Source organism: Aerococcus sp. Group 1 (assembly GCF_000193205.1).
Classification (GTDB): Bacteria; Bacillota; Bacilli; order Lactobacillales; family Aerococcaceae; genus Aerococcus; species Aerococcus urinae_A.
The window spans coordinates 1,774,835-1,799,291 of the sequence record NC_015278.1 but is presented as its reverse complement, the minus strand read 5'-3'; the positions used below and the strand labels follow the sequence as shown (position 1 = coordinate 1,799,291).

21 protein-coding genes are annotated in these 24,457 nt (G+C 41.8%); 15 read left to right on the top strand and 6 right to left on the bottom strand.

Annotated elements, in window-relative coordinates; all coding sequences use genetic code 11:
- The first annotated feature begins 79 nt into the window (after positions 1-79).
- Genes HMPREF9243_RS08410 through HMPREF9243_RS08400 form a run of 3 tightly spaced genes read left to right on the top strand, consistent with a single transcriptional unit; the run spans position 80 to position 2,494 of the window.
- Positions 80-385: a DUF4298 domain-containing protein gene (locus HMPREF9243_RS08410; RefSeq protein WP_013670020.1), complete on the top strand. Its 306-nt coding sequence runs from the start codon at positions 80-82 to the stop codon at positions 383-385.
- Positions 386-402: 17 nt separating this feature from the next.
- Positions 403-1,779, top strand: coding sequence for a TrkH family potassium uptake protein (locus tag HMPREF9243_RS08405; protein WP_013669330.1), 1,377 nt, complete (start codon positions 403-405; stop codon positions 1,777-1,779).
- Positions 1,780-1,819: 40 nt separating this feature from the next.
- The gene (locus HMPREF9243_RS08400) at positions 1,820-2,494 is read left to right on the top strand and encodes a TrkA family potassium uptake protein (protein ID WP_013668582.1); all 675 of its coding nucleotides are present in this window, start codon (positions 1,820-1,822) and stop codon (positions 2,492-2,494) included.
- Positions 2,495-2,529: 35 nt separating this feature from the next.
- On the opposite strand, the gene HMPREF9243_RS08395 is transcribed toward HMPREF9243_RS08400, so the two are convergent.
- Together HMPREF9243_RS08395 and uidA are read right to left on the bottom strand one after the other, a co-directional pair.
- The gene (locus HMPREF9243_RS08395) at positions 2,530-4,032 is read right to left on the bottom strand and encodes a DUF1846 domain-containing protein (protein ID WP_013669551.1); all 1,503 of its coding nucleotides are present in this window, start codon (positions 4,030-4,032) and stop codon (positions 2,530-2,532) included.
- Between the two features lie 246 nt (positions 4,033-4,278).
- The gene (gene uidA / locus HMPREF9243_RS08390) at positions 4,279-6,114 is read right to left on the bottom strand and encodes a beta-glucuronidase (RefSeq protein WP_013668837.1); all 1,836 of its coding nucleotides are present in this window, start codon (positions 6,112-6,114) and stop codon (positions 4,279-4,281) included.
- Between the two features lie 255 nt (positions 6,115-6,369).
- On the opposite strand from uidA, the gene HMPREF9243_RS08385 reads away from it, so the two are divergent.
- The 5 genes from HMPREF9243_RS08385 to HMPREF9243_RS08365 all read left to right on the top strand — a co-directional run bounded on the left by HMPREF9243_RS08385 (position 6,370) and on the right by HMPREF9243_RS08365 (position 14,673).
- Positions 6,370-7,278 (top strand): metal ABC transporter solute-binding protein, Zn/Mn family, encoded by a 909-nt coding sequence (locus HMPREF9243_RS08385; protein WP_041706838.1) that lies wholly within the window; start codon positions 6,370-6,372, stop codon positions 7,276-7,278.
- 17 nt (positions 7,279-7,295) lie between these two features.
- Complete coding sequence (locus HMPREF9243_RS10050) at positions 7,296-11,462, top strand: pneumococcal-type histidine triad protein (RefSeq protein WP_013669059.1); 4,167 nt, start codon at positions 7,296-7,298, stop codon at positions 11,460-11,462.
- A gap of 221 nt (positions 11,463-11,683) precedes the next feature.
- Positions 11,684-12,697 (top strand): lipoate--protein ligase, encoded by a 1,014-nt coding sequence (locus HMPREF9243_RS08375; RefSeq protein ID WP_013668642.1) that lies wholly within the window; start codon positions 11,684-11,686, stop codon positions 12,695-12,697.
- A gap of 272 nt (positions 12,698-12,969) precedes the next feature.
- Positions 12,970-13,890 carry an ABC transporter ATP-binding protein gene (locus HMPREF9243_RS08370; protein ID WP_013669396.1) on the top strand — a complete coding sequence of 307 codons (921 nt, stop codon included), beginning with the start codon at positions 12,970-12,972 and terminating at the stop codon, positions 13,888-13,890.
- A 3-nt stretch (positions 13,891-13,893) separates the two neighbouring features.
- On the top strand, positions 13,894-14,673 hold the full coding sequence (locus HMPREF9243_RS08365) for an ABC transporter permease subunit (protein WP_013669585.1): 780 nt from the start codon (positions 13,894-13,896) through the stop codon (positions 14,671-14,673).
- Positions 14,674-14,754: 81 nt separating this feature from the next.
- Here HMPREF9243_RS08365 and HMPREF9243_RS08360 read toward each other — a convergent pair whose 3' ends face one another.
- Together HMPREF9243_RS08360 and HMPREF9243_RS08355 are read right to left on the bottom strand one after the other, a co-directional pair.
- A complete protein-coding gene (locus HMPREF9243_RS08360) occupies positions 14,755-15,651 on the bottom strand; it encodes a sensor histidine kinase KdpD (protein ID WP_013668612.1) in 897 nt (298 codons plus the stop codon).
- Entirely contained in the window at positions 15,648-16,340 is a 693-nt protein-coding gene (locus tag HMPREF9243_RS08355; protein ID WP_013669749.1) for a response regulator transcription factor, read from the bottom strand. Before HMPREF9243_RS08355 ends, HMPREF9243_RS08360 begins: the two co-directional genes overlap by 4 nt.
- Positions 16,341-16,453: 113 nt before the next feature.
- Between HMPREF9243_RS08355 and HMPREF9243_RS08350 the strand changes: the two genes are divergently transcribed.
- Positions 16,454-16,753, top strand: a complete 300-nt coding sequence (locus tag HMPREF9243_RS08350; protein ID WP_013668793.1) for a DUF2316 family protein — start codon at positions 16,454-16,456, stop codon at positions 16,751-16,753.
- Positions 16,754-16,838: 85 nt separating this feature from the next.
- Here HMPREF9243_RS08350 and HMPREF9243_RS08345 read toward each other — a convergent pair whose 3' ends face one another.
- The gene (locus HMPREF9243_RS08345) at positions 16,839-17,804 is read right to left on the bottom strand and encodes a glutathione S-transferase family protein (RefSeq protein WP_013669981.1); all 966 of its coding nucleotides are present in this window, start codon (positions 17,802-17,804) and stop codon (positions 16,839-16,841) included.
- Between the two features lie 195 nt (positions 17,805-17,999).
- Here HMPREF9243_RS08345 and HMPREF9243_RS08340 point away from each other — a divergent pair, with 195 nt between their 5' ends.
- Positions 18,000-19,199, top strand: coding sequence for a coenzyme F420-0:L-glutamate ligase (locus HMPREF9243_RS08340; RefSeq protein ID WP_013669070.1), 1,200 nt, complete (start codon positions 18,000-18,002; stop codon positions 19,197-19,199).
- 45 nt (positions 19,200-19,244) lie between these two features.
- Here the strand turns inward: HMPREF9243_RS08340 and HMPREF9243_RS08335 are convergent, their stop codons facing one another.
- A complete protein-coding gene (locus HMPREF9243_RS08335; RefSeq protein WP_041706245.1) occupies positions 19,245-20,480 on the bottom strand; it encodes an AraC family transcriptional regulator in 1,236 nt (411 codons plus the stop codon).
- A gap of 184 nt (positions 20,481-20,664) precedes the next feature.
- Here HMPREF9243_RS08335 and HMPREF9243_RS10910 point away from each other — a divergent pair, with 184 nt between their 5' ends.
- The 5 genes from HMPREF9243_RS10910 to HMPREF9243_RS08310 all read left to right on the top strand — a co-directional run bounded on the left by HMPREF9243_RS10910 (position 20,665) and on the right by HMPREF9243_RS08310 (position 24,456).
- Entirely contained in the window at positions 20,665-21,405 is a 741-nt protein-coding gene (locus HMPREF9243_RS10910) for a LarC family nickel insertion protein (protein ID WP_041706242.1), read from the top strand.
- Positions 21,406-21,428: 23 nt separating this feature from the next.
- Complete coding sequence (larC, locus tag HMPREF9243_RS10905; protein WP_041706240.1) at positions 21,429-21,872, top strand: nickel insertion protein; 444 nt, start codon at positions 21,429-21,431, stop codon at positions 21,870-21,872.
- Between the two features lie 13 nt (positions 21,873-21,885).
- Positions 21,886-22,680 (top strand): ATP-dependent sacrificial sulfur transferase LarE, encoded by a 795-nt coding sequence (gene larE / locus HMPREF9243_RS08320; RefSeq protein ID WP_013668492.1) that lies wholly within the window; start codon positions 21,886-21,888, stop codon positions 22,678-22,680.
- 51 nt (positions 22,681-22,731) lie between these two features.
- The gene (gene larB, locus HMPREF9243_RS08315; protein WP_013669028.1) at positions 22,732-23,412 is read left to right on the top strand and encodes a nickel pincer cofactor biosynthesis protein LarB; all 681 of its coding nucleotides are present in this window, start codon (positions 22,732-22,734) and stop codon (positions 23,410-23,412) included.
- 87 nt (positions 23,413-23,499) lie between these two features.
- Positions 23,500-24,456 (top strand): DMT family transporter, encoded by a 957-nt coding sequence (locus tag HMPREF9243_RS08310; protein ID WP_013669961.1) that lies wholly within the window; start codon positions 23,500-23,502, stop codon positions 24,454-24,456.
- Position 24,457 lies beyond the last annotated feature (1 nt).

Sequence of the window (24,457 nt, the reverse complement as noted above, 5' to 3'; positions counted from 1 at the left end):
GGCGTACAATTCATAGTTATTGAGAGTGAATATATGCGCTAGCCAGAAATAATGGCTTAGCGAGCTAAGGAGGATGTTGATGGAATCAGAAGCTAGAATCCAGGCGATGGAAAACCATGCCGATCGAGTGGCCGCTTTACTTACTGATTTTTCTAAGTCTTTAGAGGCATATGCTAAGAGTCAAGCTGCCGTAAATAAACTTAGCGATTATTATGGGAGTGAAGAATGGTATCGTGATTTTGAGGTTTCTAACCAGGGAGTTCTTCCTAGTGACTTAAAATGTGGTGTGCTTTCTGAGGATCAAGTCTATAATTTACTTACAGATAATTATGAATTAGCTATTCGTATGCTAGAAATAGCCACACAAGTTATTCAAAATTATTAAGAATAAAGAGGGTAGTCATGTTAAATTTCTTTAAGCGCTTAAATGTTTCTCAAAAGATTGCTTTTTCTTTCATGATTGTGATTTTAGTAGGGTCATTACTCTTATCACTACCGATCGCCCATACGGCGACTTCTACTGCAACTTATTTAGACCATTTGTTTATTTCGGTATCAGCCGTTTGTGTGACTGGTTTATGGACCGAATCCATTTATGATTCGTATAATATTATCGGACAAATGGTGATGCTAGCCCTGATCCAAACGGGTGGCTTGGGCTTGATGACCATTATTGGGTCCATCTACCATACCATTGGGCAAAATATCGGTTTGAAAAATCAAATAGCCACTGGCGCGGCCCTTAACCACAGTGAAAATTACAAAATTGGCGACTTCCTAACCCGAATTATTCGCTATACGGCGATTATTGAGGGGGCTGGCTTTATCTTATTGTCGACCTACTTTGTGCCTCGCTTCGGCTGGGTTAAGGGGCTCTGGAATAGTCTCTTTACAGCCATCTCAGCTTTCTGTAATGCTGGTTTTGATATTATGGGAAACAATTCCCTAATTGACCTAAAGACAGTGCCGGTATTAAATTGGACCATCATGGCCCTCATTGTCCTGGGGGGGATTGGTTTCAGTGTTTGGTTCGATATCACTAATCAAATCAAAAATTATGCTAAAAAAAGTAATGGACACAAATTGAGTTTTTATTTTAAACACTTAAGTCCCCACACCAAGTTAGTTCTTATCGTTACTAGCTTAGTTATTCTGACTGGAACCTCTTTATTTTTACTAGTGGAGTGGAATAATCCTGGTACTATTGGGCCGTTATCGCTTGGAGATAAGATTATGACTGCCTTTTTCCAAACCATCACTATGCGTACTGCCGGCTTTGCCACTGTGGATTACACGGCCTGCCGCCCAGTGTCCTTGTTGCTCTTTGTTCTTACCATGTTCATTGGTGGGGGGGCCGGGGGTACTGCCGGTGGGTTAAAGGTAACCACCTTTGCCTTAACCATCATGCTAGCCTTGCGCGAGGTGCGGCAAATTAAGCATGTCAACTTTGAGCGGCATACGATCCCAGATGCAGCGGTTCGTCAATCTTTTACCATAGCTTTAATGTATGTTAGCGCTCTCTTCATTGGGTCGGCCTTATTACTAACTTTTGATCCAGGCCAGCGCTACTTACACTTGTTATTTGAAGCCATTTCAGCCTTGGCGACAGTTGGGGTCTCTGCTGGCTTGACGCCTAACCTTTCCCTAGCTAGCCACATTGTTTTAATGCTATTAATGTTTGTTGGCCGTATCGGTCCGATGACCATGGCTTTAAGTTTGAGACGGAATCGGAACAATTATGATATTCGCTATGCGAAGACCAATATTCTTATTGGATAGATTAGAAAGAAATAAAAAATAATAGGATAAGGGAGTCATTATGAGTAAAGCAAATCGTGTTATTGGTGTTATGGGCTTAGGCCTCTTTGGTTCTGCCTTGGTTAAGCGGCTAGCGACCAAGGGGATTGATGTGATTGCTTGTGACCGCATGGAAAAACATGTCAACGACTTGGAAGATTGTCTAACTATAGGTAGTGTAGGAGACTTTACTGACCTCGACTTTATGCGAGAAGCTGGTTTTGGAAATTGCGATATTATTGTGATTGGAACCGGGGAAAACCTCGAGGCTGCCGTTCTCGGTGTGATTAACTGCCAAGAATTAGGGGTCAACCATATTATCTGTAAGGCGAAGAACCAACGTTTTGCCCAAGCTTTGTTAGCTTTAGGGGTTTCGCGAGTGATTCTTCCTGAAGAGGAATCAGGTTACCATATTGCCGATGTTATCAGTCGCCAATCCATTGAAGACCTGATTAATCTGGATGAAGAAACTGCTATTGTTGAATTCCGGGCTCCGGAAAAATGGGTCAATGTCACTTTGGATGAATTAGACGTTAGACAAAAATATGATCTCAATATTATTGGCATTAGACAACATTTAAAGGAAACCCTAAATACCCAATTCCAACCGGATTATCGTTTTGCTAAAGACGATATTATCGTGGCTGTAGCCAATAATGAAAAATTTGATCAAATTGATTACTTAGAACGTTTATAATAAGCAAAAAACAGGCCGCGGCCTGTTTTTTGTTTTTATTGATAATAGAGATTTTCATTAGGGAAGACGGGGTCATTAGTGACATCGATACCTAAACTCTTTAAGGTTTTTTCATTGTCTTTAGTGAGTATGTAGGTTGAGTGAGCTTGGGTGCCATCCAGGGCTTTTAATTGGTCATAAGCCATTTGGGCGGTTGGATTGGTTGACGCTGAAATAGCTAGGGCAATGAGTAGTTCATTAGCCGTTAGGATCGGTGTCCGGTCACTTAAAGGGCCAGTTTTGAGTTCTTGAATGGTTTGTAAAATGAGTGGTGATAGCAAGTTAATCGGGTCAGCGATGCCAGCTAGTACCTTTAAGCTGTTTAGGATGACTGCACCTGAGGCGTCCATCAGGTCACTGCTACGTCCAGTAACAATTTGACCATCATCTAAAGCCAAGGCCATGACGGGTTGGTCTTCTTCGGAATTGAAGCGATCTTGGACTTCTTTAGCATATTGGCGTGCTTCTTTGACAGGAACGCGGTCTTCTTGCTTGAGGTTGGAGTCTTCCATAATTAATTGCATCCGTGACAAGGCTTCTTCATCGACCAGACCACTCTTATAATCGTTTTCTGTTTGGAAGGAACGTCGGATGATTTCTTCATTAGCTGCCTGACGGACCACTTCATCATCAATAATGCCAGCTTTGACACAGTTCACACCCATATCAGTAGGGGATTGGTAGACAGTTTCGTGGGTAATGCTTTGTAAGATGCGGCGGATAACTGGGAACATCTTCAAGTCACGGTTATAATTAACAGCGACTTCTCCATAGGCATCGTAGTGATAGTTATCAATCATATTGACGTCTTTTAAGTCCACCGTAGCTGCTTCATAGGCAATATTAACAGGGTGGTTGAGGGGGAGGTTCCAAACTGGGAAGGTTTCAAATTTGGCGTAGGAAGCTCGAACCCCGCGTTTCCATTCATGGTAGAGTTGGTTAAGGCAGGTGGCTAGTTTCCCAGAGCCGGCACCTGGCCCAGAGACAACCACAATCGGTTTTGTGGTTTCAATATAAGGATTGACTTCAAAACCATTTTCCCCTAAAAGGTCAACGTTAGTGGGGTAACCTTTAATTTCTTGGTGGGTGTAGACCTTAATTCCCCGTCTTTCAAGATTATGCATAAAGTTTGTGGCATTCGCTTCACCATGGTAGCGAGTGATAAGGACGCTGTTAACAGAAATATCTAAGGCATGGTATTCGTCGATTAAACGTAAGACTTCAAGGTCATAAGTGATGCCATAGTCGCCCCGCATCTTGTTACTTTCAATGTCTCCAGCATAGACACAGATAATAATTTCGGCTTGGTCCTTCATTCTTTCCAAGAGTTTCAATTTGGCATCTTCATCGAAACCTGGAAGGACCCGTTTGGCGTGCTTATCGCCGATTAATTTTCCCCCAAATTCCAGGTAGAGCTTGTCCTTGCCTTCAACGCGCTTAAAGATATACTTTGACTGTTCTTCAAGATACTTTTTAGTGTCAAAACCAATTTTACCCATACTCTTACACTCACTTTCTCTTTTTTATTAACGATTAAATGATCGTTACTTGTCTCGGTTCATGTGTTAGTCCAACAAATGAACACCTACAATATGATACACGAAAAAGTTCGCTTGCACAGTAGAAAAAAATAATTCTCGTAAAATATTAGTCAAAAACGATAAAAAGCAAAGACTGATTCCCCTTATTTCAAGCTTTTGGCACAGAAGAATCAGCTTTGCTCTAAATGATTTTATTAATCAGGCCTAGTTTGTTTTTGTTTTATAATTAAAGTTTGGTATCTTTTGCCAGCGCTCCTTAAGGAAACGAACCACCATTTTCGGTTCCCGGGCCCGGTTAAAGATACCTTTTTTGTTGCCTTGAACCCGTTGAACGCCAACTTTGGTTTGGAAGTCAGCAAAATTCCAAAGCTGCTCGCCGACAAAGTTATCCACTTGGTCAAAGACTCGAGACATCATGACATAGTAGTCCCATTGGAATTCTTCTGTAAAAGGTTGGCGCTCGATGGCATGGAGGCCAGCAACCGTATCAACCCCGTATTCGGTGTACATGATGGGTTTATCTGGATAGAGGGCTTGCCAGTCTTGTAATTCTTTTAGGCTCAAGTCTTCAGCTAAGTCAAAATCAGCGGTTTGGGTATACCAACCGTAATAGCGGTTAAGACAAATAACATCAACTAGGTCAGAACATTGGTCAGTATCCGGAGTAGCTAAGAGGATATTGATCATAGTTAGGGGACGTTTTTGGGGGTCGAGCGACCGAGCTAAATCAAAGAGTGGCGCAAAATAATCATGGGCTTCCGGGTTGAAAGTGGCTGCTTCATTAGCCAAGGACCACATCACCACACAGGCGTGGTTTTTATCTCTTTGAATCAATTCGCGGATCACTTGCTCATGGGCCGGTTGGGTATTGAGCTCTTGGAAAGTGTCATCGCGGTAAGTGTTCGGGTCAAAGTTAGACATATTAAAACCAAAGGAGGACATTATCCCCACTCCGGTGGTTTCATCAATAACGACAATCCCTTCCCGGTCACAGAGCTGCATCATTTCTTCGGAATAAGGGTAGTGGGAGGTACGGATGGAGTTGGCTCCCATGCTTTTTAAGAGGTTAATATCTAAGACGTTATAAACAGGATCAAAACCGCGACCATGGGCGTAGCTATCTTCATGTTTACCACAACCTTTGAAATAGAATGGTTCTTGGTTAATTAGAAATTGGCCATTTTTAACTTCTATTTTGCGAATACCAAAGTCTTGCCGGTAAGTATCCACTAGTTGGCCGTCTTGGTAGAGGTCGACTTGGGCAGTATAGAGATAGGCGTTCAGTGGTTGCCAGAGATGGGGTTGGTCTAGATAAAATTCACTCTCATTAGCCTTCCCCTCGACAACTATCTTTTCAGCTTCGTCATAAATACTTATTTGATAGGATAACCCGTCATTAACCTGGGAATCAATTGAAACATCGAAGCTGACTTTAGCTTGGTCTAAGGAATCATTTAATTCAGGCAAGATGGTGAGGTCAGTCAAACGGGCAGCTTTTGAGCTGGTATAGATAACAATGGAGCGGTTAAGTCCGGCGTAATTGAAGAAATCAAAGTTCTCATCTAATTCCCGTTTGATCTTTCCTTGGTCATCTTTCTTTTCATGGTAGTGGCCCACGGGTAGGGTGGTGTGGTCAAGGATATTGGAAAGTAGGACAGTTAGGCGGTTAGTTTTAGAAAAAGAAACCGCGTCCGTAATTTTGCACTCAAAGGGGGTAAAGCCCCCTTGGTGATGGGCGACTTTCTGACCATTGACATAGACCCAAGCTTGGTGGGTTGCAGAGCCAAAGCGGAGAAAAATATCCTGGTCAGCCAAAGTCTTGGGGAGGGTGAAGTCTCTTTGGTAGTAAAAGTAGCCGACATGGTTGCGAATGGCTGGATCAGCCACTTGGTCATTGAAGGAGGCAGGGACCGCAACACTTAGCCAATGGTCTAAGGGGTCCTTAGGGTCATAACTTTCTTGGTCTTCTTTAATACGGAAGCGCCAATTGCCATCGAGCGATAAGACACTGCGACATAAATTGCTTTGTGGATATAACATCTTCATTTCCTTTCTATGGATTTTATCTTAGCCGGTCTCTTGGTCATGGTTAGGAAAAAATCTTCTTACTTATTACTTTAACAGGACTTTTGTAGAAACAGAAATAAAAGTGTCAGTAAAAAATAAATCGTAATATTTACGATTTGCTATTGACTTCGATCGAAAGAATCGATAATATAAATCGTAAGAGTTACGATTTAAAAATTAAGAGGAGGAAATTAAGTGAAAAAATCGGTTAAAAGCCTAATCTTCAGTATGCTTTTACTCGCTTTATTAGTGCTTACTGGTGCTTGTACGAAGAATACTGGGGATAAGGAAGTCAAGGGGCTAAATATTGTCACCAGTTTTTACCCAATTTATGAAATGACCCGGGCGGTTTCGGGAGACTTGAATACGGTTCAAATGATTCAAAGTGGAGCCGGTATTCATTCCTTTGAACCCTCAGCCAATGATATTGCTGCCATTGAAAAGGCAGATGTCTTCGTTTATCATTCGCGGACCTTGGAAGGCTGGGCCAAGAACCTTAAGGAAAATCTGAAAGATTCTCCAGTCAAAGTTATCGAAGGATCAGAAGACTTAACTCTAGACAAGGTCCCTGGATTAGAAGACCTCGACCCTGGTCAAGAAGTCGATGAAAAAACGCTTTATGATCCCCACTCCTGGCTTGATCCGATTCTAGTTGGCCAAGAGGCACAAAGTATTGCTAAGCAATTAAGTGCGATTGATCCTGACCATGCAGTAATCTATCAAAAGAACGCTGACGACTATCAAGCCCAGGCCCAAGACCTAGTGGATAAATACCAAGATCAATTCAAAGGGCTCAAGCAAAAAACTTTTGTCACCCAGCACACAGCCTTTTCTTATTTAGCTAATCGCTTTGGTTTACGGCAATTAGGGATATCGGGGATTTCACCGGACCAAGAGCCCAGTGCCCAACAAATGGCTGAAATTCAAGACTTTGTAAAAAATTACCAGGTCAAGACCATTTTCGTTGAGCCTCAAGTGTCTACTAAAATTGCTGAGGTCATTTCCCAAGCGACGGGGGCTCAATTGGATACTTTAAGTCCCTTGGAAGCTGACCCCCAAAATGATAAAGGACTCTTAGGAAATATTGAGATGAATTTACAAACCCTCTTAAAGCATTTACAAGAAGATAAAAAGTAGAAAGTGAGTGAATAATTGTGGAGAAGAAAAACATTAAGCAAGCCATTCTGGCCTGCTCAGCCTCAGCGCTCTTATTAGGAGGGGGCTATTATTGGGGCTACTCCCAGGGACATTCAGGCAATGAATCGACGATTAATTACGTGGCTGACCAAGGCCTGGGAAAAGATGGGGCCGAAGTCAAAAAATTGTCTCATGCGGATGACGAAATTGAAGCAGAGCAAATCGTAGTGAAGATCACTGATGATGGCTATGTCACTTCTCACGGCGATCATTTCCACTATTACAATGGTAAGGTTCCTTATGATGCCATTATTAGTGAAGAATTAATTATGCGAGACTCCAATTACAAACTCCGTCAAGAAGATATCGTAAACGAAGTTCGGGATGGCTATATCATTAAAGTTAATGGCAAATATTACCTCTATCTAAAAGATCCTAATAAAGCTGTTAATGTGCGGACCAAAGAAGAAATTGAAGAGCAAAGAAAATTACACAATGTTAAAGAAGACGGTAGCCATGGAGGACATGCCATGACTAAGGCTGAGGCCCAAGCTGTCCAAGCAGCTAAAGCCCAAGGGCGTTATACCACCGATGATGGCTATGTCTTTACCGTGGGTAGCATTGTTCAAGATACCGGGGACGCTTATATTTGTGCTCATGGCGACCACTTCCACTATGTCCCTAAGGCAGACCTTTCCCCAGCGGAACGGGCGGCTGCAGCGGCCTATATGGCGGGACGATCAGGAACTTCTCAGTCAGGATCAGCGGTCCCTTCGCATAGTAGTGGACAAAGCATCGTTAGCCAACGTTTAAATAATAGTCCTTACGCTGGTTTAGTGAATGGGAATAATAGCTGGCAAAATCCACAGGGATCAACGGGTAAAATAAGTCCCCAAAATCAAGCTAACCAAGAAGCTCAGCAAGCGAGTCAGGGACAACGCTCTGGCTTAGACGGTTTATTAGACCAACTCTATAAACTGCCAATGAATCAACGCCATGTGGAGTCCGATGGCTTAGTTTTTGATCCGGTCAAAGTCACCAAAAGAAACAATTTCGGCTATGTCCTCCCGCATGGCGACCACTTCCATATTATTCCTTTTGACCAACTATCCGATTTGGAAATTGCGGCCACTGAAGCTTATTTAAAGGCTGGGAACTATAACTACCAAGCGCCTAAAGACCATTCAAAAACGACAGCATCTAATAAGAAACCACAAACAGGGTCGCAGCCTGAGAAAAAAGATCAAGCATCTCCTGGACAAAAAGAGCCAGCAGGACAGAAAACCCAGGAGCATGGCCAAGGCAATAAAGATCAAGGAAAGGATTTGAGCTCCTTAGAAGAAGCGCGGCGTCAGGGACGTTATACTACCGACGATGGTTATATCTTTACCCCTGAATCTATCGTTTCCGACCAAGGCGATGGCTATATCTGTCAGCACGGCGATCATTTCCACTATGTCCCTAAGGATGATTTAAGTGCTAATGAGCGCGCTCAAGCCAAGGCATATCTTAATAAGAAGAGCGGGCAAGCTGGAGCACAGCAAGACCAGACTGAGAAGGTCATTAGGCCCTTAGACTCAGTTCGCCCGCAAGTGAACCAACCAGGCTTTAAACCTAGCCAAATCGACCATCCTCAAGAAGGCAAAGCACAGCCGCAAAAAGATCTCAATGACAGTCCGGCAAATAGTCAAAAAACCTTAGAGCAAATGTTGGACGAACTCTACGCTCTTCCTCTAAAAGAACGTCATAGGGAAGGGGATGGCTTATTATTCGATCCGATGAAAGTGACACGCAAGACCAATTTTGGCTATGTTCATCCTCATGGTGACCATCACCATGTGATTCCTTTGCAAGAATTATCCGCTCTTGAAATTGCTGCAACGGAGGCTCATCTCAACAATCCTTCTTATATTTACCAAGCTGGTAAAACCGATCAGGAAAGTAAACCTTCAGATTCCCATGGTGAAGAGATAAATGGTCAAACAGATGAGTCTAAGAAGCAAGCAAGCCAGGTGGAGGATAGACAAGAGGAGAAAGACCAAGAGAAGGTAATCTTCCTTGCTCTGGCTCAAAAAATCGATAAATCCGCTAAAGGTAAAGATCATAAAGCCTATACCACTGATGACGGCTATCGTTTTAGCCCAGAGTCAATCATAGAGTACGACAGTAACGGCCTTATCACCCAACATGGCGATCACAGTCACTATGTTCCCTTTGCGGATTTGGATGATGAAGAGATCCGTCAAGCACAGGATTATGTCAATAGTGGGAAAAAGGAAATTAAGTTTGTCGAAGCAAGTCAGGATTCTGCTGATGAAATCGATAAGAAACTTTCTTTAATCGCCCTGGAAAGTGGGGTTAAGAAGGCCGATCTTAAAGTAACCGGCAATAAAGTCATTGTTCCGCATGGTAATCATAGTCATATGAAGAATTTATCGGACTATCCTTCCTACCTAAGAGCGAGTGATTTTTCTACTGCTGAAGAATATAAAGACTATATTTTAGGATTAAAATTGAGTCAGTTCAAATTGGAACATGGTTTCCAAGACAAAGAGGTTTTACGTGATGGTGATCAGTTACTTGCTGTTCTCGCGGATAAAACGATTGCTAAAAAACTTGATGATATTACTTTACCGATAGACTATGAAACGGTTTCATTTAGCTCTTATAAAAATGACCAAGATGAGAAGAAGGAAGAAATTGTAGTAGAGCAGCCACAAGCTACCCCTATCCCTGAAGGGCTCTTTACCCCTCAGCAATTGGCTGCAGTGAATATACAAATGGCCTATCCGGAAAGAGAAGAAAATGGGGCTTTCTTGGTTTACCATATTGATCACTGGCACAAAATCGAAGATATCCACTTAAATGCTTGGTTTAACCAAGATAAGGAAAAAATCGAAAAGGCTAAGGCAAGTATGCGTTATTTAATCGCTCATCCTGAAGCTAAAATGCCGCCTAAAAATGGTTTTGGTGTCCCTCATAATCAATCGGCGGATGACAAGGATTTCTATGTAAGCTTTAATGGTAAAAAGTATAAGGCTTTCGGTAAGGGGCTCCAAGCGGGACCTTATAATACTGGATCTGAAGGCTATGTTTTCAGTAAGGATAATATCATAGGAGTGGATGACCATGGTGTAACCACCGAGCACCGAGAAGATGGCCATGCCCATACCCACTATATTGAATTTGGCGAATTAAAGGGCTATGAACTTGCCAAAGTGGAAGAATGGATGGAAGAACAGGGAATAGCAGTTGAAAAGACTAAGGACCCAAGCCCTCAAATCGATCCAGAAAGTGTTGTGCCTGACAAGCGTGGTGACCGCTACGTCTTCGAAGGTGAAAATGGTAAGGAATTTTATGTCTATCCATTTGAATTAAGACCGGACCAAATTGCTGCAGTCGAAGCGGTCTTAGCTAGAAAAACACTTGACCCTCAAACCGTGTTAGGCAAGGATGGCGATGGTTACCACTTTAAAGTGAATGGAAAGTCCGTGGTCTACCCAGCTGAAGCTTTATCTGATTACCAAATTGAAAAAATTGAACGGCAACTTTTCTTGAAGAATTTCCAAGCAGATAAAGTGCTTAGCCGTTTTTCACGCGGATACCTCTTCCAATTTGACCAAGGCAACCAGTACTTCAGTCAGTCTGAACTCTCAAAAGAGCAAATTGACGCGGTAGAAGAAGTCTTGCAGCAAAGAGGTAGCAAGGCCACAGATAAAGAGCCAGCCACCGATTCAAAAGCAGCTACCGAGCAAAAAAACGACGCCGAACGAATTGAAACGGCAAAGGAAGCCTTTCTCGCTTCTCATGGTTTTAACCCTGAAGAAGTAAAATCCAAAACTGCTGGAGGCTATATCTTTGAAATTTTCGGCACGGAATATAAGCTGACAGTTTATAAGCCAGAAACCGGACAGGCTAAAAAGGCCAGTGAATTAAGTCCTGACCAAGTTGCTGCAGTGGAAGCTGTGCTCAAATCCCGTGACCAAGAAAGGGCAAAGTTAACTTCTGAAAGCAATCACAATCCGTCCTTAGATAATAGTGAGGACAAGAAAGGTCTAGCAGAAAATGTCCTTACTGAAACAGTCAATTCAGAAAATGCTGAAGCCGAAACAATCGATGATAAACAAGTCTTGGCAGAAAATAGTGAGACCAACATACCCACTGCAATCCAAGCGACGGATTAAACAGTGAAAACTCAGGTTTTTATCACTAAGAAATTTGTTGAAGTCAAGCTACTACGGTAAGACTCTCCCTCTAAAGTTAACTTGAAACAAGCTAAAACTTTAGGGGGAGTTTTTTTCTTGGCCTTTCGCTTATCAACCGCTTTCATTATCAGTTAAATTTGCTATAATAAGCTCTGGTAAGCTTTATTAAATATGAATTAGTCATGAGAGGAAGGAAAACAATGATTTTTGTTGATAATAATAATCACTATGATGCTTCGGTTAATATAGCCTTGGAAACTTATTTGGTTGAAAACCGCTTAGTTGATGAGCCGATCCTACTATTTTATATTAATGATCCCTCGATTATTATTGGACGCAACCAAAATACTTATGAAGAGATTAACCAACGCTATGTGGATGAACATAATATTCAAGTGGTCCGCCGCATGTCCGGTGGAGGCGCAGTTTATCATGACCGGGGCAATTTTTCCTTCTGCTTTATTAAAGATGACGATGGTAGTTTCCGTGACTTTGCTTCCTTTACTAAACCGGTTATCGATGCTCTCCACAAGATGGGTGTCGAAGGCGCTGCCCTAAAAGGACGTAATGACTTAGTGATTGGCGACCAAAAGTTTTCCGGTAATGCCATGTATGCTAAGGATGGCCGGATGACTGCCCACGGAACCATTTTATTTGATGCTGACCTGAATGAGGTTAACAATGCCCTCAAACCCCGTAAAGAAAAATTCGAATCCAAAGGGATTAAGTCGGTTCGCTCGCGGGTAACCAATATCAAACCCTTTGTCGACGAGGAGTATAAGAACCTCTCCACAGAAGAGTTTCGTGACCGGATTCTACTGGAAATCTTTGGGGTTGAAAATCGTGAAGAAGTTCCTGAGCTAAAATTAACCCCTGAAATTTGGCAAGGGGTCATGGATTTACGGGCTGAACGGATGGGTAACTGGGAGTGGAATTATGGCCAATCTCCGGACTTTGATATTCAAGGATCGCATAAATTCCCCTTTGGTTTTGTTGATCTCCGCTTAAACGTTTCTAAGGGATTGATTAGTCAAGCTAAAATTTACGGGGACTTCTTTGGGCTGGGAGAAATTTCTGACGTGGAAGAAGCTTTAAAGGGGGTTAAATACGACCGTCAAGCCATGGTTGATGCCTTAAGCGATTTAGACTTAAATAAATATCTCGGTGATATCACCGCGGAAGAATTAGTGGATATTGTTTTCCAAGAAGCCTAGAAAATGCCTTCTTGGGGAACATTTGAGGAAAAACGCTAAAACCGTCTGTATGAGAAAGCGGTCTGTGGGTAAAAACTGAATAATTAAACTGGAGCTGTGACTAAGTGGAAAACTCTGCCTAACTGATAGGTAGGCAGTCCCCAGTCACAGCTCCCTTTTGCGTGTTTCCATTTCTTTAGAAAGACTTTAGAATTGCTTGGGAATCTATTGAGAAGCGGCTGGCATAATAAACAGTGTCAAGAAGAGATCAGATATGAAAGTGAGGGATTAGCATGGAAGAAGTGCTAAGAGTTGACCAGCTGACCAAGACTTATGGCAAGCAAGTAGCCTTAGACCAAGTGTCTCTAAGTCTTAAGGCAGGAGAAATTTACGGCTTAATCGGGCGTAATGGGGCAGGGAAAACTACCCTGCTCAAAGCAATTGTCCGTTTGATCAAACCAAGCTCGGGTAAAGTGTCCTTGTTCCATTCAGGAAGTAGCCGGGAGTGGACCAAGGCCTTGGAACGCACTGGGGCAGTGATTGAAAGTCCCGTGGCCTATGAAGCCTTAACTGCAGAGCAAAATTTACATTATTATTGTAAATTACGCGGGGTAGTGGATGAGGACCGGGTGGTTAAGGAAACCTTAGACTTGGTTGGCCTGACCCAAGACCGCAAGAAAGCCTATAAATCCTTTTCCATGGGGATGAAACAAAAATTAGGCATTGGGATTGCTTTATTAACCCAGCCTGACCTACTCATCCTTGATGAACCGATCAATGGCTTAGACCCGATTGCCATCAGCCATTTCCGTCAATTAGTTAAACGGCTAAGCCAGGAAAAGCAAATGACTATTATCATTTCTAGTCATATTCTTTCTGAACTTTATCAAACGGCTAGCCGCTTTGGCTTCATTAACCAGGGGCGGCTTATCCAAGAAATGACTAAAGAGGAATTTGAGCAAATGAACCGGGAGTATATTGTCTTGCAAACTAGTCAAGTACCCCAGGCCAGCCGTTTATTGTCTGAACAAGGGCAGTCGAACTTTAAAGTGGTGGATGAAGAAACCATTCATATTTTCACCTCTGACCAAAAGATTCAACCTTACATGAAGCTCTTTAGTCAGGCAGATGTGCCTATCGATGCCATTTATTTTTCTCACAAAAACTTAGAAGATTATTTCACCGGCATTGTCGAAGAGAAAGGAGACCAATAGACCATGTTAAGAGCAGATTTTTATCGATTGTTTCATAGCAAGGGCTTTTACATTACCCAGCTGGTTTTGATTCTGGTAGTCGCCTTCTGTGTCTGGGATAAGGGTGTTTTCTCAATGACTGTCAGTGAACAGAACGCCCAGGAAATTGCCCAAAGGACTGATCTTATCCGAGAAATGGCCTGGACCAGTCACCAAGCCGTTATGGCGATGTCAACCATGGCAGCCTTTCTAATCTATTTCTCTCTCCCTCTCTTTTATATGACTGTGGGGGCCGATTTAAATAACGGGACTTTAAAGAATATTATCAGTAGTGGAATGTCTAGAGGCCATTACTTCTTTTCCAAGTATAGCGTTTTCCTTATGGTGACAGCCCTGCAATTTATCTTCTATTATGGCACCACCTACCTGGTAGCGGGTTTTACTAACGGCTTTGATGCCTTGAGCTTAGAGTGGCTTGGTAATTTTATCAGGGTATTTTTGGTGCAGTACCTCTCTCTCCAGGGAGTCTTTGCGGTAACGATGTTGGTGATTTTCCTAACCCTCTCCAATGTTTGGAGTATCTTGGCAACCATTGTGGTGCCCTTGGTGCTAACAGTCGTTCAGATTGCTTACTTTGCTGAAAGTAAAATTTTAGCTTACCTGAATTTCCAAAGTATGCTCAACCAGGCTGGCGCCTTAACTTTGGATAGTGAGTTTTTCTTAGAATTTACTCCCTTAGCCCTCTTAGTGATTGCAGTCTGCCTTTTAATCGCCTTAATGTCATTTAAACAGCGCGATTTCTAAAAATTAGCCATTGAATAGTAACGAAAACCGACCTCTAAGACTTAGAATAAGCCTCTAAGTCAAGAGGTCGGTTATTTGTTGTTAATCTGTACCTTCACTAGCTTGCCAAGTGATTTGACTGGTGAAGCTACCTTTCTGATAGGTCATGGAGAGTTGACCCTGAGTGAGATCGACTAATTCTTGGATGATAAACAAGCCTAAACCCGAAGAAAGTTGGTCGTTGGCAAGGTTTTCTGCGTAGAATCGCTTGGTTAATTGGTCTAGATGTTGGACGGCTTGCTGACTTTGATTTGACAGGGTCAAGTGGACCTCATCCTGGTCTTTTTTGACCTGGATATTTAATGTGGAGTGACCGTGCTTAATCACATTACCCAGTAAATTATCCAGGATCCGATTCAATAGGTCCGGGTTATTGTCAATATAGCAAGCTTCCTCAATGGCTAAGTGAATCTGAAAATCATCATTAAGGCGGTCGTAGTAATGGAGTAAGTTTTCCTTTACCGCTTGGCTGAGGTCTACTGGCTCAAGCTGCACTTGGACTTGACCTTCGATAAGTTTTTGATAGCTGAGTAATTCTTCTAAGCGGTGAGCGACTTGGCTGAGGTGTTGGTTGATTTTCAATAGCTTTTCTTTTTCAACCGAGTCTAAACGACCTTCTGAATCCAAAAGCTGCTGGCAGTAGCCGCTGGCAACGGTGAGGGGAGTCCTGATATCGTGGGCAATATTATGGATGGCTTGGTCGAGACTATTCTTTTCTTGGAGGTTTTTAATCCGCAAAGTTTGTAAGTCATCGAAGAGTTGGTTAGCCTCCCTAATTACTTGGTGGAGGTCCTTATCATTCAGGGAACTGGTGAGTAGGCGGTTAGATTGTTCTTCTCTTCGGTAGGCCATGTCCTGGCTTAAGTCCTGCAGAGCCTTTTTCATTTTCAGATAGCGGTAGAGCAAGAATAAAGATAAGATGCAAAGTAGCAGGGTCAATCCTGGTCCCCCCTTGCTAGTCTGACGCCAATCCCCCAAATGGTTTCAATATAGTCCTGGCTGGGATCTAATTGACTCAATTTCTTACGCAGATTGGATAGGTGGGTGTTTAAAGTGTTGTCCTCGGCAATATATTGGGCCTGCCAGATAGATTCATAGAGTCGCTCCTTGGTGAAGATTTGCTTAGGGTGGCTGAGCAATTTGTGAAAGATCTTGGCTTCGATTTTAGTTAGGCGGATAGCCTCTTGGTCGGTATAGATAAGGAACTGCTTAGGATCAAAGTGGATGGCTTGAAAGTTAATGACTTGGTCTGACTGATCTTTAGCCTGTTGGTGGCTTTGCCGCAATTGCACCGTAATTCGGGCTAAGACTTCTTTATTGTTAAAGGGCTTAGTGATGTAGTCATTGGCTCCTTTTAAGAGGTAGTCACTGACCAGGTCTTTATCCCCCAGAGCTGTCAGCATAATGACCGGGATTTGGCTGCTTTGACGAATATAGTCCAGGACTTCGTCGCCTTTTTTGCCGGGCAGGAGGATATCTAGGAGCACTAAGTCGATGTCCTCTTGGTCAAAGAGTCGGATGGCTTCAGTTCCGGAAAAAGCTTGTTGGATTTGGTAATTCTGACTCAGGAGGTCTTTAAGCATTGTGTTAATGTCATCATTGTCTTCCACAATCATGATTTGTTTCATGCAACCACGCCTTTCACTTGATTTTTACCAGTATTGTAACATGGACTAGGCGGATTATTCTCTTATTTCTCAAGCGAAGTTTATAATAGAAGGCAGAAAGAGGAGTGATAACCATGTCTTTAACTCTAGCTCAAAGTGGAGAAACTAAACAAGCGCTTAAAACGGCCTTTACAAAGACTGGATTAAGCAAGCAGGAGCTAGCTGAGACTCTGGAAACCAGTGAAAGTTACCTGGACCAGGTCTTTCAATTACAAGGCCAACGTTTGGAAGATGCCTGGATCTTAAAAAATTATCTCAATACTTATTTAAGTGATCACGAGCAAGAGCCAGTGCCTTTTCAAGCCTTGGGTGGCGATTACCATGACTATTGGTTCTTAGATGCCAAACTGATTGAGCGCGGTTTATTAAAGTAAAAAAGCATCCCCCTAATCTCGGAGCTGCTTATTCGGTCAGCAGGTCTAAGATAAGTGAGAATGCTTACTCCAACAGTTTCAATCTTTATTCATTAGGAAGTGACCAATCTAAATCAGGCCCAAGCGGTATGATGCCGTTAGGGTTAATGGTCGGATGGCTGGTGTAATAGTGTTCCTTAATATGGGAGAAGTTCACCGTTTCCTTAACGCCCGGCCATTGATAAAGTTTACGGGTGTAGAGCCAGAGGGCAGGATAGTCGGTTAGGTTTCTAATATTACATTTGAAATGACCGTAATAAACGGAATCAAAACGAACCAAGGTGGTAAATAGACGCCAATCGGCTTCTGTGATTTGGTCCCCAACCAGGTAATCGTGTTGGCTTAAGTGGTCTTCTAAGCGATCCAATTCCTTAAATAATTGGTCCACTTCTTCTTCATAGACGGATTGTTTAGTCGCAAATCCGGCCTTGTAGACGCCATTGTTGACCTTAGGATAAATTTCATCATTCCATTGGTCTATTTCATCACGTAAGTTTTCAGGATAGTAGTCACCCGCTTTAGCACCAATATCGTCAAAGGCTTGGTTAAACATACGCATAATCTCTGAAGACTCATTATTAACAATGGTGTCAGTCTTTTTATCGTAAAGGACCGGTACGGTTACCCGGCCACTATAATTAGGGTCAACATGGGTATAGATTTGATAGAGATAGTCAGCATCAAATAGGGGATCTTTGATGACGCCATCAGCTTCTTCAAAGGTCCAGCCATGCTCGCCCATATGGGGATGGACAACGGAGATAGAAATCATATCTTCTAAGCCCTTCAGCGCCCGCATGATTAAAGTACGACTGGCCCAGGGGCAGGCATAGGACACATAGAGGTGGTAGCGGCCAGCTTCGGCCTTAAAGCCTCCTTCACCTGTGGGCCCGGGTGAGCCGTCTTTAGTAATCCAGTTTCTAAATTGGGAGTCTTTGCGGACAAAGTGGCCCCCAGTACTTTCGGTATCGTACCACTTGTCATACCATTTACCGTCAACTAATAATCCCATCGATTAATCGCTCCTTTTACTTGTCTTTAGGTTATATAAGCTTCTTATTTACTATATAAGACCGATCCCTAAATGAAAAATGATTTGCTCCTTTTTCTTGTATGGGTAAAAGACCAAGAAATGATTTAATGTCAGAGAAAATAATGGTAAAATGTTCAGGTACTCAAAGTAATTTAATTAAAAAGGATGATGAATATGTCAAGAGTTGTTGGGACAGTATCACGTGGCCTACGTGCACCCATTGTAAAAAAAGGTGACGACTTAGCTCAAATTGTTGTAGATACAGTCATTCATGCAGCCGAAAAAGCGCCCTTTACCATTCATGACAAGGATATTGTGGCCATTACCGAATCAATCTATGCCAGAGCCCAAGGAAATTATGCCAGCTTGGATGCTGTCGCTAAGGATATCCACCAAAAATTCCAATCAGAAAGTATTGGCGTGGTATTCCCAATTAATAGTCGGAATCGTTTCTATAATATTCTCCAAGCCGTTGCCCGGGCAACTAAGAAAGTTGTGATCCAACTCTCCTACCCAGCCGATGAAGTGGGCAATGAATTAATCAGTGATGAAGCCCTGGTGAAGTCGGGCGTTAACCCCTGGACAGATACCCTAAGTGAGGCAGAATTCCGTTCGCACTTTGAAGAAATCAAACATAAATTTACTGGGGTAGACTACGTGGCCCTTTACCGCGAATGCGTGGAAAAAGAAGGCGCTGAGTGTGAAATCATCTTTTCTAACCAAGCCCAAGCCATTCTTGACTATACCGATTCTGTCTTAGTATCGGATATTCATACCCGTTTCAAAACAGCTCAAGCCGTTAAAGAAGCTGGTGCTAAGACAGTCTATCGTTTAGATGAAATTCTAACCCAGTCAGTCGATGGTTCCGGTTATAATAAAGAATACGGTTTATTGGGAACCAACCTCTCTGGGGACAATGAATTAAAACTCTTCCCGCGTGACTCAAAATCCTTTGTCTATGATGTGCAAAAGCGCTTATTAGAAGCTACCGGAAAGAAAATTGAAGTCATGGTCTATGGAGACGGAGCCTTTAAAGACCCAGTGGGTCATATTTGGGAATTGGCTGATCCAGTGGTTTCTCCTGGTTATACCAGCGGCCTAGAAGGAACCCCTAATGAAGTGAAATTAAAATACTTGGCTGATAATGAATTCAGTTCCCTCAGCGGGCAAGCCTTAGAGGACGCGATTACTGACTATATCAGCCAACATGATGAAGTCGATAGAGATGGTAAAAATGTCAGTCTAGGAACGACACCACGACAAATTACCGATTTGGTAGGGTCCTTATCTGACTTAACCAGTGGTAGTGGAGACAAAGGAACCCCGATCGTTTACATCCAAGGTTACTTTGATAATTTATCCGATGAGGGTTAATTTGTTTAACGAGTAAAAAGAAAAAGTTCAAGCTGAGAATAGCAATCAGCTTGAACTTTTTTCTTGCTTATATTTTTCCCAGTAGGCTTCTGGGGTCATTTGCATAATAGTATAGAAGCTACGTTTAAGCTTATTTTCATGAATAAAGCCCGTTTCTTTGGCGATTCCTTTAAGGTCTTTATCTCCAGTTTGTAAGCGCTGACAGACACTTTTTATTCGTAGATGGGTCACTAAGTTTTGAAAATTTCTTTCAGTATAGGCGATAAGTAGGCTATTGATATCTTGGGGAGTAAGAGAAAATTTTTGACTCAGGTGTTCAATTGTAAGAGCGTCAGTAAAGTGACAATAGGTGAATTCTACTATTTTAGGTTGCAATTCTTTAATGGCTATGGGACTAATGACTTCAACTAATTGCCAGTAAGCCTCCCATTCTGCAGGGGTTAAGTGTTGAATCTTTTTGCTTTCTTCCTGTATTTCTTGACTGTAGGGATAGTTTAATAGCAGAGAAATTTCTTCTTGCTTTAACTCAGTATTTTCTTGTAAATGAAGCCATTTAAAGACGCGGATTCTTTGTAAAACTTCTTTGAAGCCGATCCCTACATAAGCTTGTATTCCTGCTTCTAAGGACTGACTATCCAAGAAAAAAATGTTAGCGACTTCATCTAAATGAAGTGATTTTGAAGCATTGTAGAATAAATAAGCAAATATCTCTTTATAAGAAGGGGTGTAATTACTTATTTGCTGGTCTTCTCTTTGATAGAGGATGATCAGTTCTGCCAATTTAAGTAAACTTCGAATAGTAGATAAGTCTTGGTGGTCATGAAAAAGTTGGTTGGTGTGGGTGGAAATCAGTCCAACTTCCTCACGCAAATCAGTGAGAATCTGCTTGACTTTATAACGCCCCTTAGGACTTATTTTTTTACAAGGATTATTTTCTAGATAATTGAATAAATCGAATGACTCCTTATCAATATTTAAATAATCCTTCATTAAAAATTTTATGCGATCAAAGTTATAAACGAGTAAATAATAGGTTACTCTTTCGGTTACCTCTACAATTTCAGAAACCTCAAAAGGTAGTAAGGCGATAATATGACCAGCTCTCATAATATAGTCAGTATTATTAATTTTTATTTTTCCTTGTCCGGAAATAATAATTAAAAACCGAGCTTCTTTATGCAATAAGGGTTTTGTGGGGCTGGAATCTGATTGGATATCCATTGATAAAGCAAATGAATTTTGTTTAAAGCCATCATTGAGTTTATGAATATATTTTCTCATCACTATTGATGGTTCACTCCCCCTACTATTTTAGTTTATTTAATGGCATGAATAAGATTATTATATACTAAATTTAGCACAAGGAAAATGATAAAAGAAAGCGCTATACTTTGATAATTTATTGATCAACGATATAATAAAAACATATTAAATAGTCGAGATTAAATGAAAAAAGGAGATTATTATGAGTCATTTATTCGTGAATTGTGAATATGGGATTTCTGGTGACTTAACCCTAGCTGCCTTAGTTGACTTAGGGGCAGATCCGCATTATATCGAAAGCGAGTTAAATAAATTACCAATTGATGATTTTTCCATGTCTTTTAGCAAAAAAGATGAAAAGGGGATTACTGCGAATAAACTCAACTTAAACTTTACAGAGCTTGATGAAGACCATGATCACCACGGTCATCACCATCATTCGGCTCAAGGGATTTTTCAATTAATTGAGGAAAGTGATCTGGCTGATCGAGTTAAGGAGCGGAGTTTAGCCATATTTAAAGAGGTCGCTCGCGCAGAAGGAAAAATCCATGGCAAGCCAATTGACGAGATTCATTTTCATGAAGTAGGCGCAATGGACTCCATTATTGATATTATTGGGGTTTGCTTAGCACTTGAAGACTTGGATGTTGACTACTTAACCTTTTCAAAAGTGCCTACCGGTCATGGCAAAATTGAAATTGCCCATGGGCTTTATCCGGTTCCAGCACCAGCGACTATGGAGATTTTGGTGGGCGTACCTTTATCCTCTTTTACTGCAGAAGGTGAATTAACTACCCCAACTGGAGCGGCCTTCGCCAAGGTTTTAGCTGATGATTATGCGGATGTGGTTGAAGGAACCATTGAAAAAATCGGCTATGGGGTGGGGGATCGTGAATTTGACCATCCTAATGTCTTAAGAGTAGCCTTGGTAAAAAAAAACTAGCCGGCACTAGGGAAAAGGTTTCAGTGATTGAGTGCCAAGTTGATGATATGACGGGAGAAACCTTGGGCTATTTGTTGCGCCTACTGGAGAGCCAGAAAGAAGTTCTTGATGTTTTCTATAGTCCCGTAAAGATGAAAAAAGACCGTCCAGGCGTTCTCATTACGGTCTTAACTCCAGCCAAAGATAAGGAAAGCGTTGCTAAAATTTTATTAAAAGAAAGTTCTTCTTTTGGGGTTCGTTACTATGATACCGAACGCTTGATTTTAGCGAGAGAATTTACCCAAGTGGCCTTAATGGGCGGTGGGCTTCAACTTAAAATTGGTTACCTAGATGGAAAGATTATTAAAGTCACTCCAGAATACGACGACTTGGTGAACTTGGCTAGAGATAATCACTTAGCCCTTAGTCAAGTCTATCAAAAGGCCTTGGCGGTTATTGAAGAAAAGTTCGGTTCGCAAATAGAATAAGTAAGGAGTAATTATGGAGCAAAAGAAATTGCAGCAATTGGAAAATCTCTTAAAAGAAATGGGCCAAGTCTGCGTTGCTTTCTCTGGGGGAGTGGATTCAACTCTTCTCTTATATCTTGCTAGAAAATTACTAGGCAAGGAGAACACCTTGGCCATCATTATTCAGTCTGATTTAGTGAGTGAGGCGGATGACCAGGAAGCGCTGGCTCTTGCTCAGGCTATGGATGTCGAAAGTCAGCTTATCCCTGTCAATGAGTTAGAAGATCCTCGTATTCAAAAGAACGATGAAAATATTTGGTATTATAGCAAATTGTTGTTTTACCAAGCCGTTCAAGAAGCCGCTATGGCTCAAAATAAAGACTATGTCTTAGTGGATGGGATGATTGTAGATGATTTAAACGATTATCGTCCAGGGTTAAAGGCTCGTAAAGAGTTTGATATCAAAAGCCCCTTAATCCTGTGTGATTTTACTAAAGAAGATGTCCGTCAACTGGCTAAAAAAGAAGGCATTTCGAATTGGAACCGGTCAAGTGGCTGTAGTGTAATTTCACGATTTCCTACGGGAACATCACTTAACCAGGACAATGTCCAGCAAATTCTAGCTAGTGAAGCTTATATGCGCCAAAAGGGTTTTGATCCCGTTCGGGTTCGCTACTACAACGAACTGGCTAAGCTAGAGCTCTCTCCTGACCAGTTCGAACAATTCTTCCGAGAAAAGGATGAGATTTTAGCCCAATTTAAGGATTATGGCTTTAAACACCTGGCCCTAGATGTTGAGGGCTATGTTTATGGAAAACTCAATCGTTAAAACTAATTAATTAAGTGGTATCAATAAAGAGAAATAGAGGAAGGACTTATAATGTTTGATAATTTAGGTGAAAGTAAGGTGGATATTGATCGCGATCATTTAAAGGGTTACCCAGAGATTGTCTATGGTTTGCATAAAACCGCAGGCCAAATCGCCCGGGTGATGCAGTCTTTACTTGACCACGATAAGCCTGTTTTGGTGACCCGAGTGGCTAAAGAAAAATGGGAGGCTATTGGGGCAGAGTTCCCTCAAGCTGACTATCAAGAAGCTGCGCAAACGATTACCATTGGCCAATGTGAGAAAATTCCTCATGGCAAGATGGTGATTTTAAATGCGGGAACCTCTGACTTTCCTGTATCAGAGGAAGCCCGGGTGACAGCAGAGTGGATGGGTTGCCAAGTGACCTGCATTTATGATGTTGGTGTGGCCGGTATCCATCGCTTGTTATCTTACCAAGAAGAAATTCGCCAAGCCAACGTGCTTGTAGTCGTTGCAGGCATGGAAGGCGCTTTACCCAGTGTAGTTTCTGGCCTAGTAGAGGCGCCCGTGATTGCTGTACCAACCTCGGTGGGTTACGGGGCTAACCTAGAAGGTATTACGACGCTCTTAGCCATGATTACTTCTTGTTCTTCCGGGATAAGTGTTGTGAATATCGATAATGGCTTCGGTGGAGCCTACCAAGGAGCCTTATTCTTAAAGCAGATCAGCCAATTTGTTAAGGAGAGAGATTAACAGTTTTTATAGATAAGTAGAAGAAGGGGGTGATACGAAGATATAACTTTGTCACTTGTCACTTGCAAAGAAAAGTGAGGAATTATCATGAAAGAAGAAAATCAAGCTGCTAATCAGCCAGCTCCCCAGAAGAAGAAAAAGAATAAAAAACTCGGTAATCTACTTTTACTTGTTGTTGCGTTTTTATGGGGATCATCACTTACCGTAGTTAAGGGCGCACAGGATTACGTTAATCCAAATATGATTTTAGCGATTCGCTTTTCAGTAGCGGCTTTGGTCTTAGCGATAATCTTTTGGAAAAAAATTCGTGATATGACTAAAGAAGATTTAAAAAGTGGGGTAAGTATTGGGGTTTTTCTCTTTATTGCTTATTCTATCCAGACAGTTGGGGTAGGATATACAGATCCCGGTAGATCAGCTTTTCTGTCCGCTTCCTATTGTGTTTTAGTCCCCTTTATTTCCTGGATTGTTTTAAAAAATCGGCCTGATAAATTTAACATGATTGCTGCAGCATTCTGTATTGTAGGGATTTATTTTGTGTCAATGGCTGGAGGTGCTGAAAATTCAGTGCTGGGTCAAGGACGAGAAGCAATCTTAGGTGATGCTTTGGCTTTATTGAGTGGTCTGTTTTTTGCCTCTCATATTGTAGCGGTTACGAAATTTTCTAAGGGCAAGGATCCTTATTTGATGACTATTCTGCAGTTCATTACTGCAGCAGTCTTATCTGGCTTAACAACCTTGTTCTTTGAAGATAACTCTAATCTGGTTATTGGCCAGAGGACTTTCATAGAGTTGGCTTACTTGGCGATCATGTGTACAGCAGTTGCCCTCCTATTTCAAAATATTGGGCAAAAATATACTGATGAAACCAGTGCGGCTTTAATTCTTTCTCTAGAATCAGTCTTTGGCATTTTAATTCCAGTGGCTTTAGGAGTTGAGACCCTAACCGTATACAAGACTATCGGTTTCGTAATGATATTTGTTGCGATCTTAATTTCAGAAACTAAACTAAGCTTCTTATTTTCTGATTCAAAAGAAGAATAAT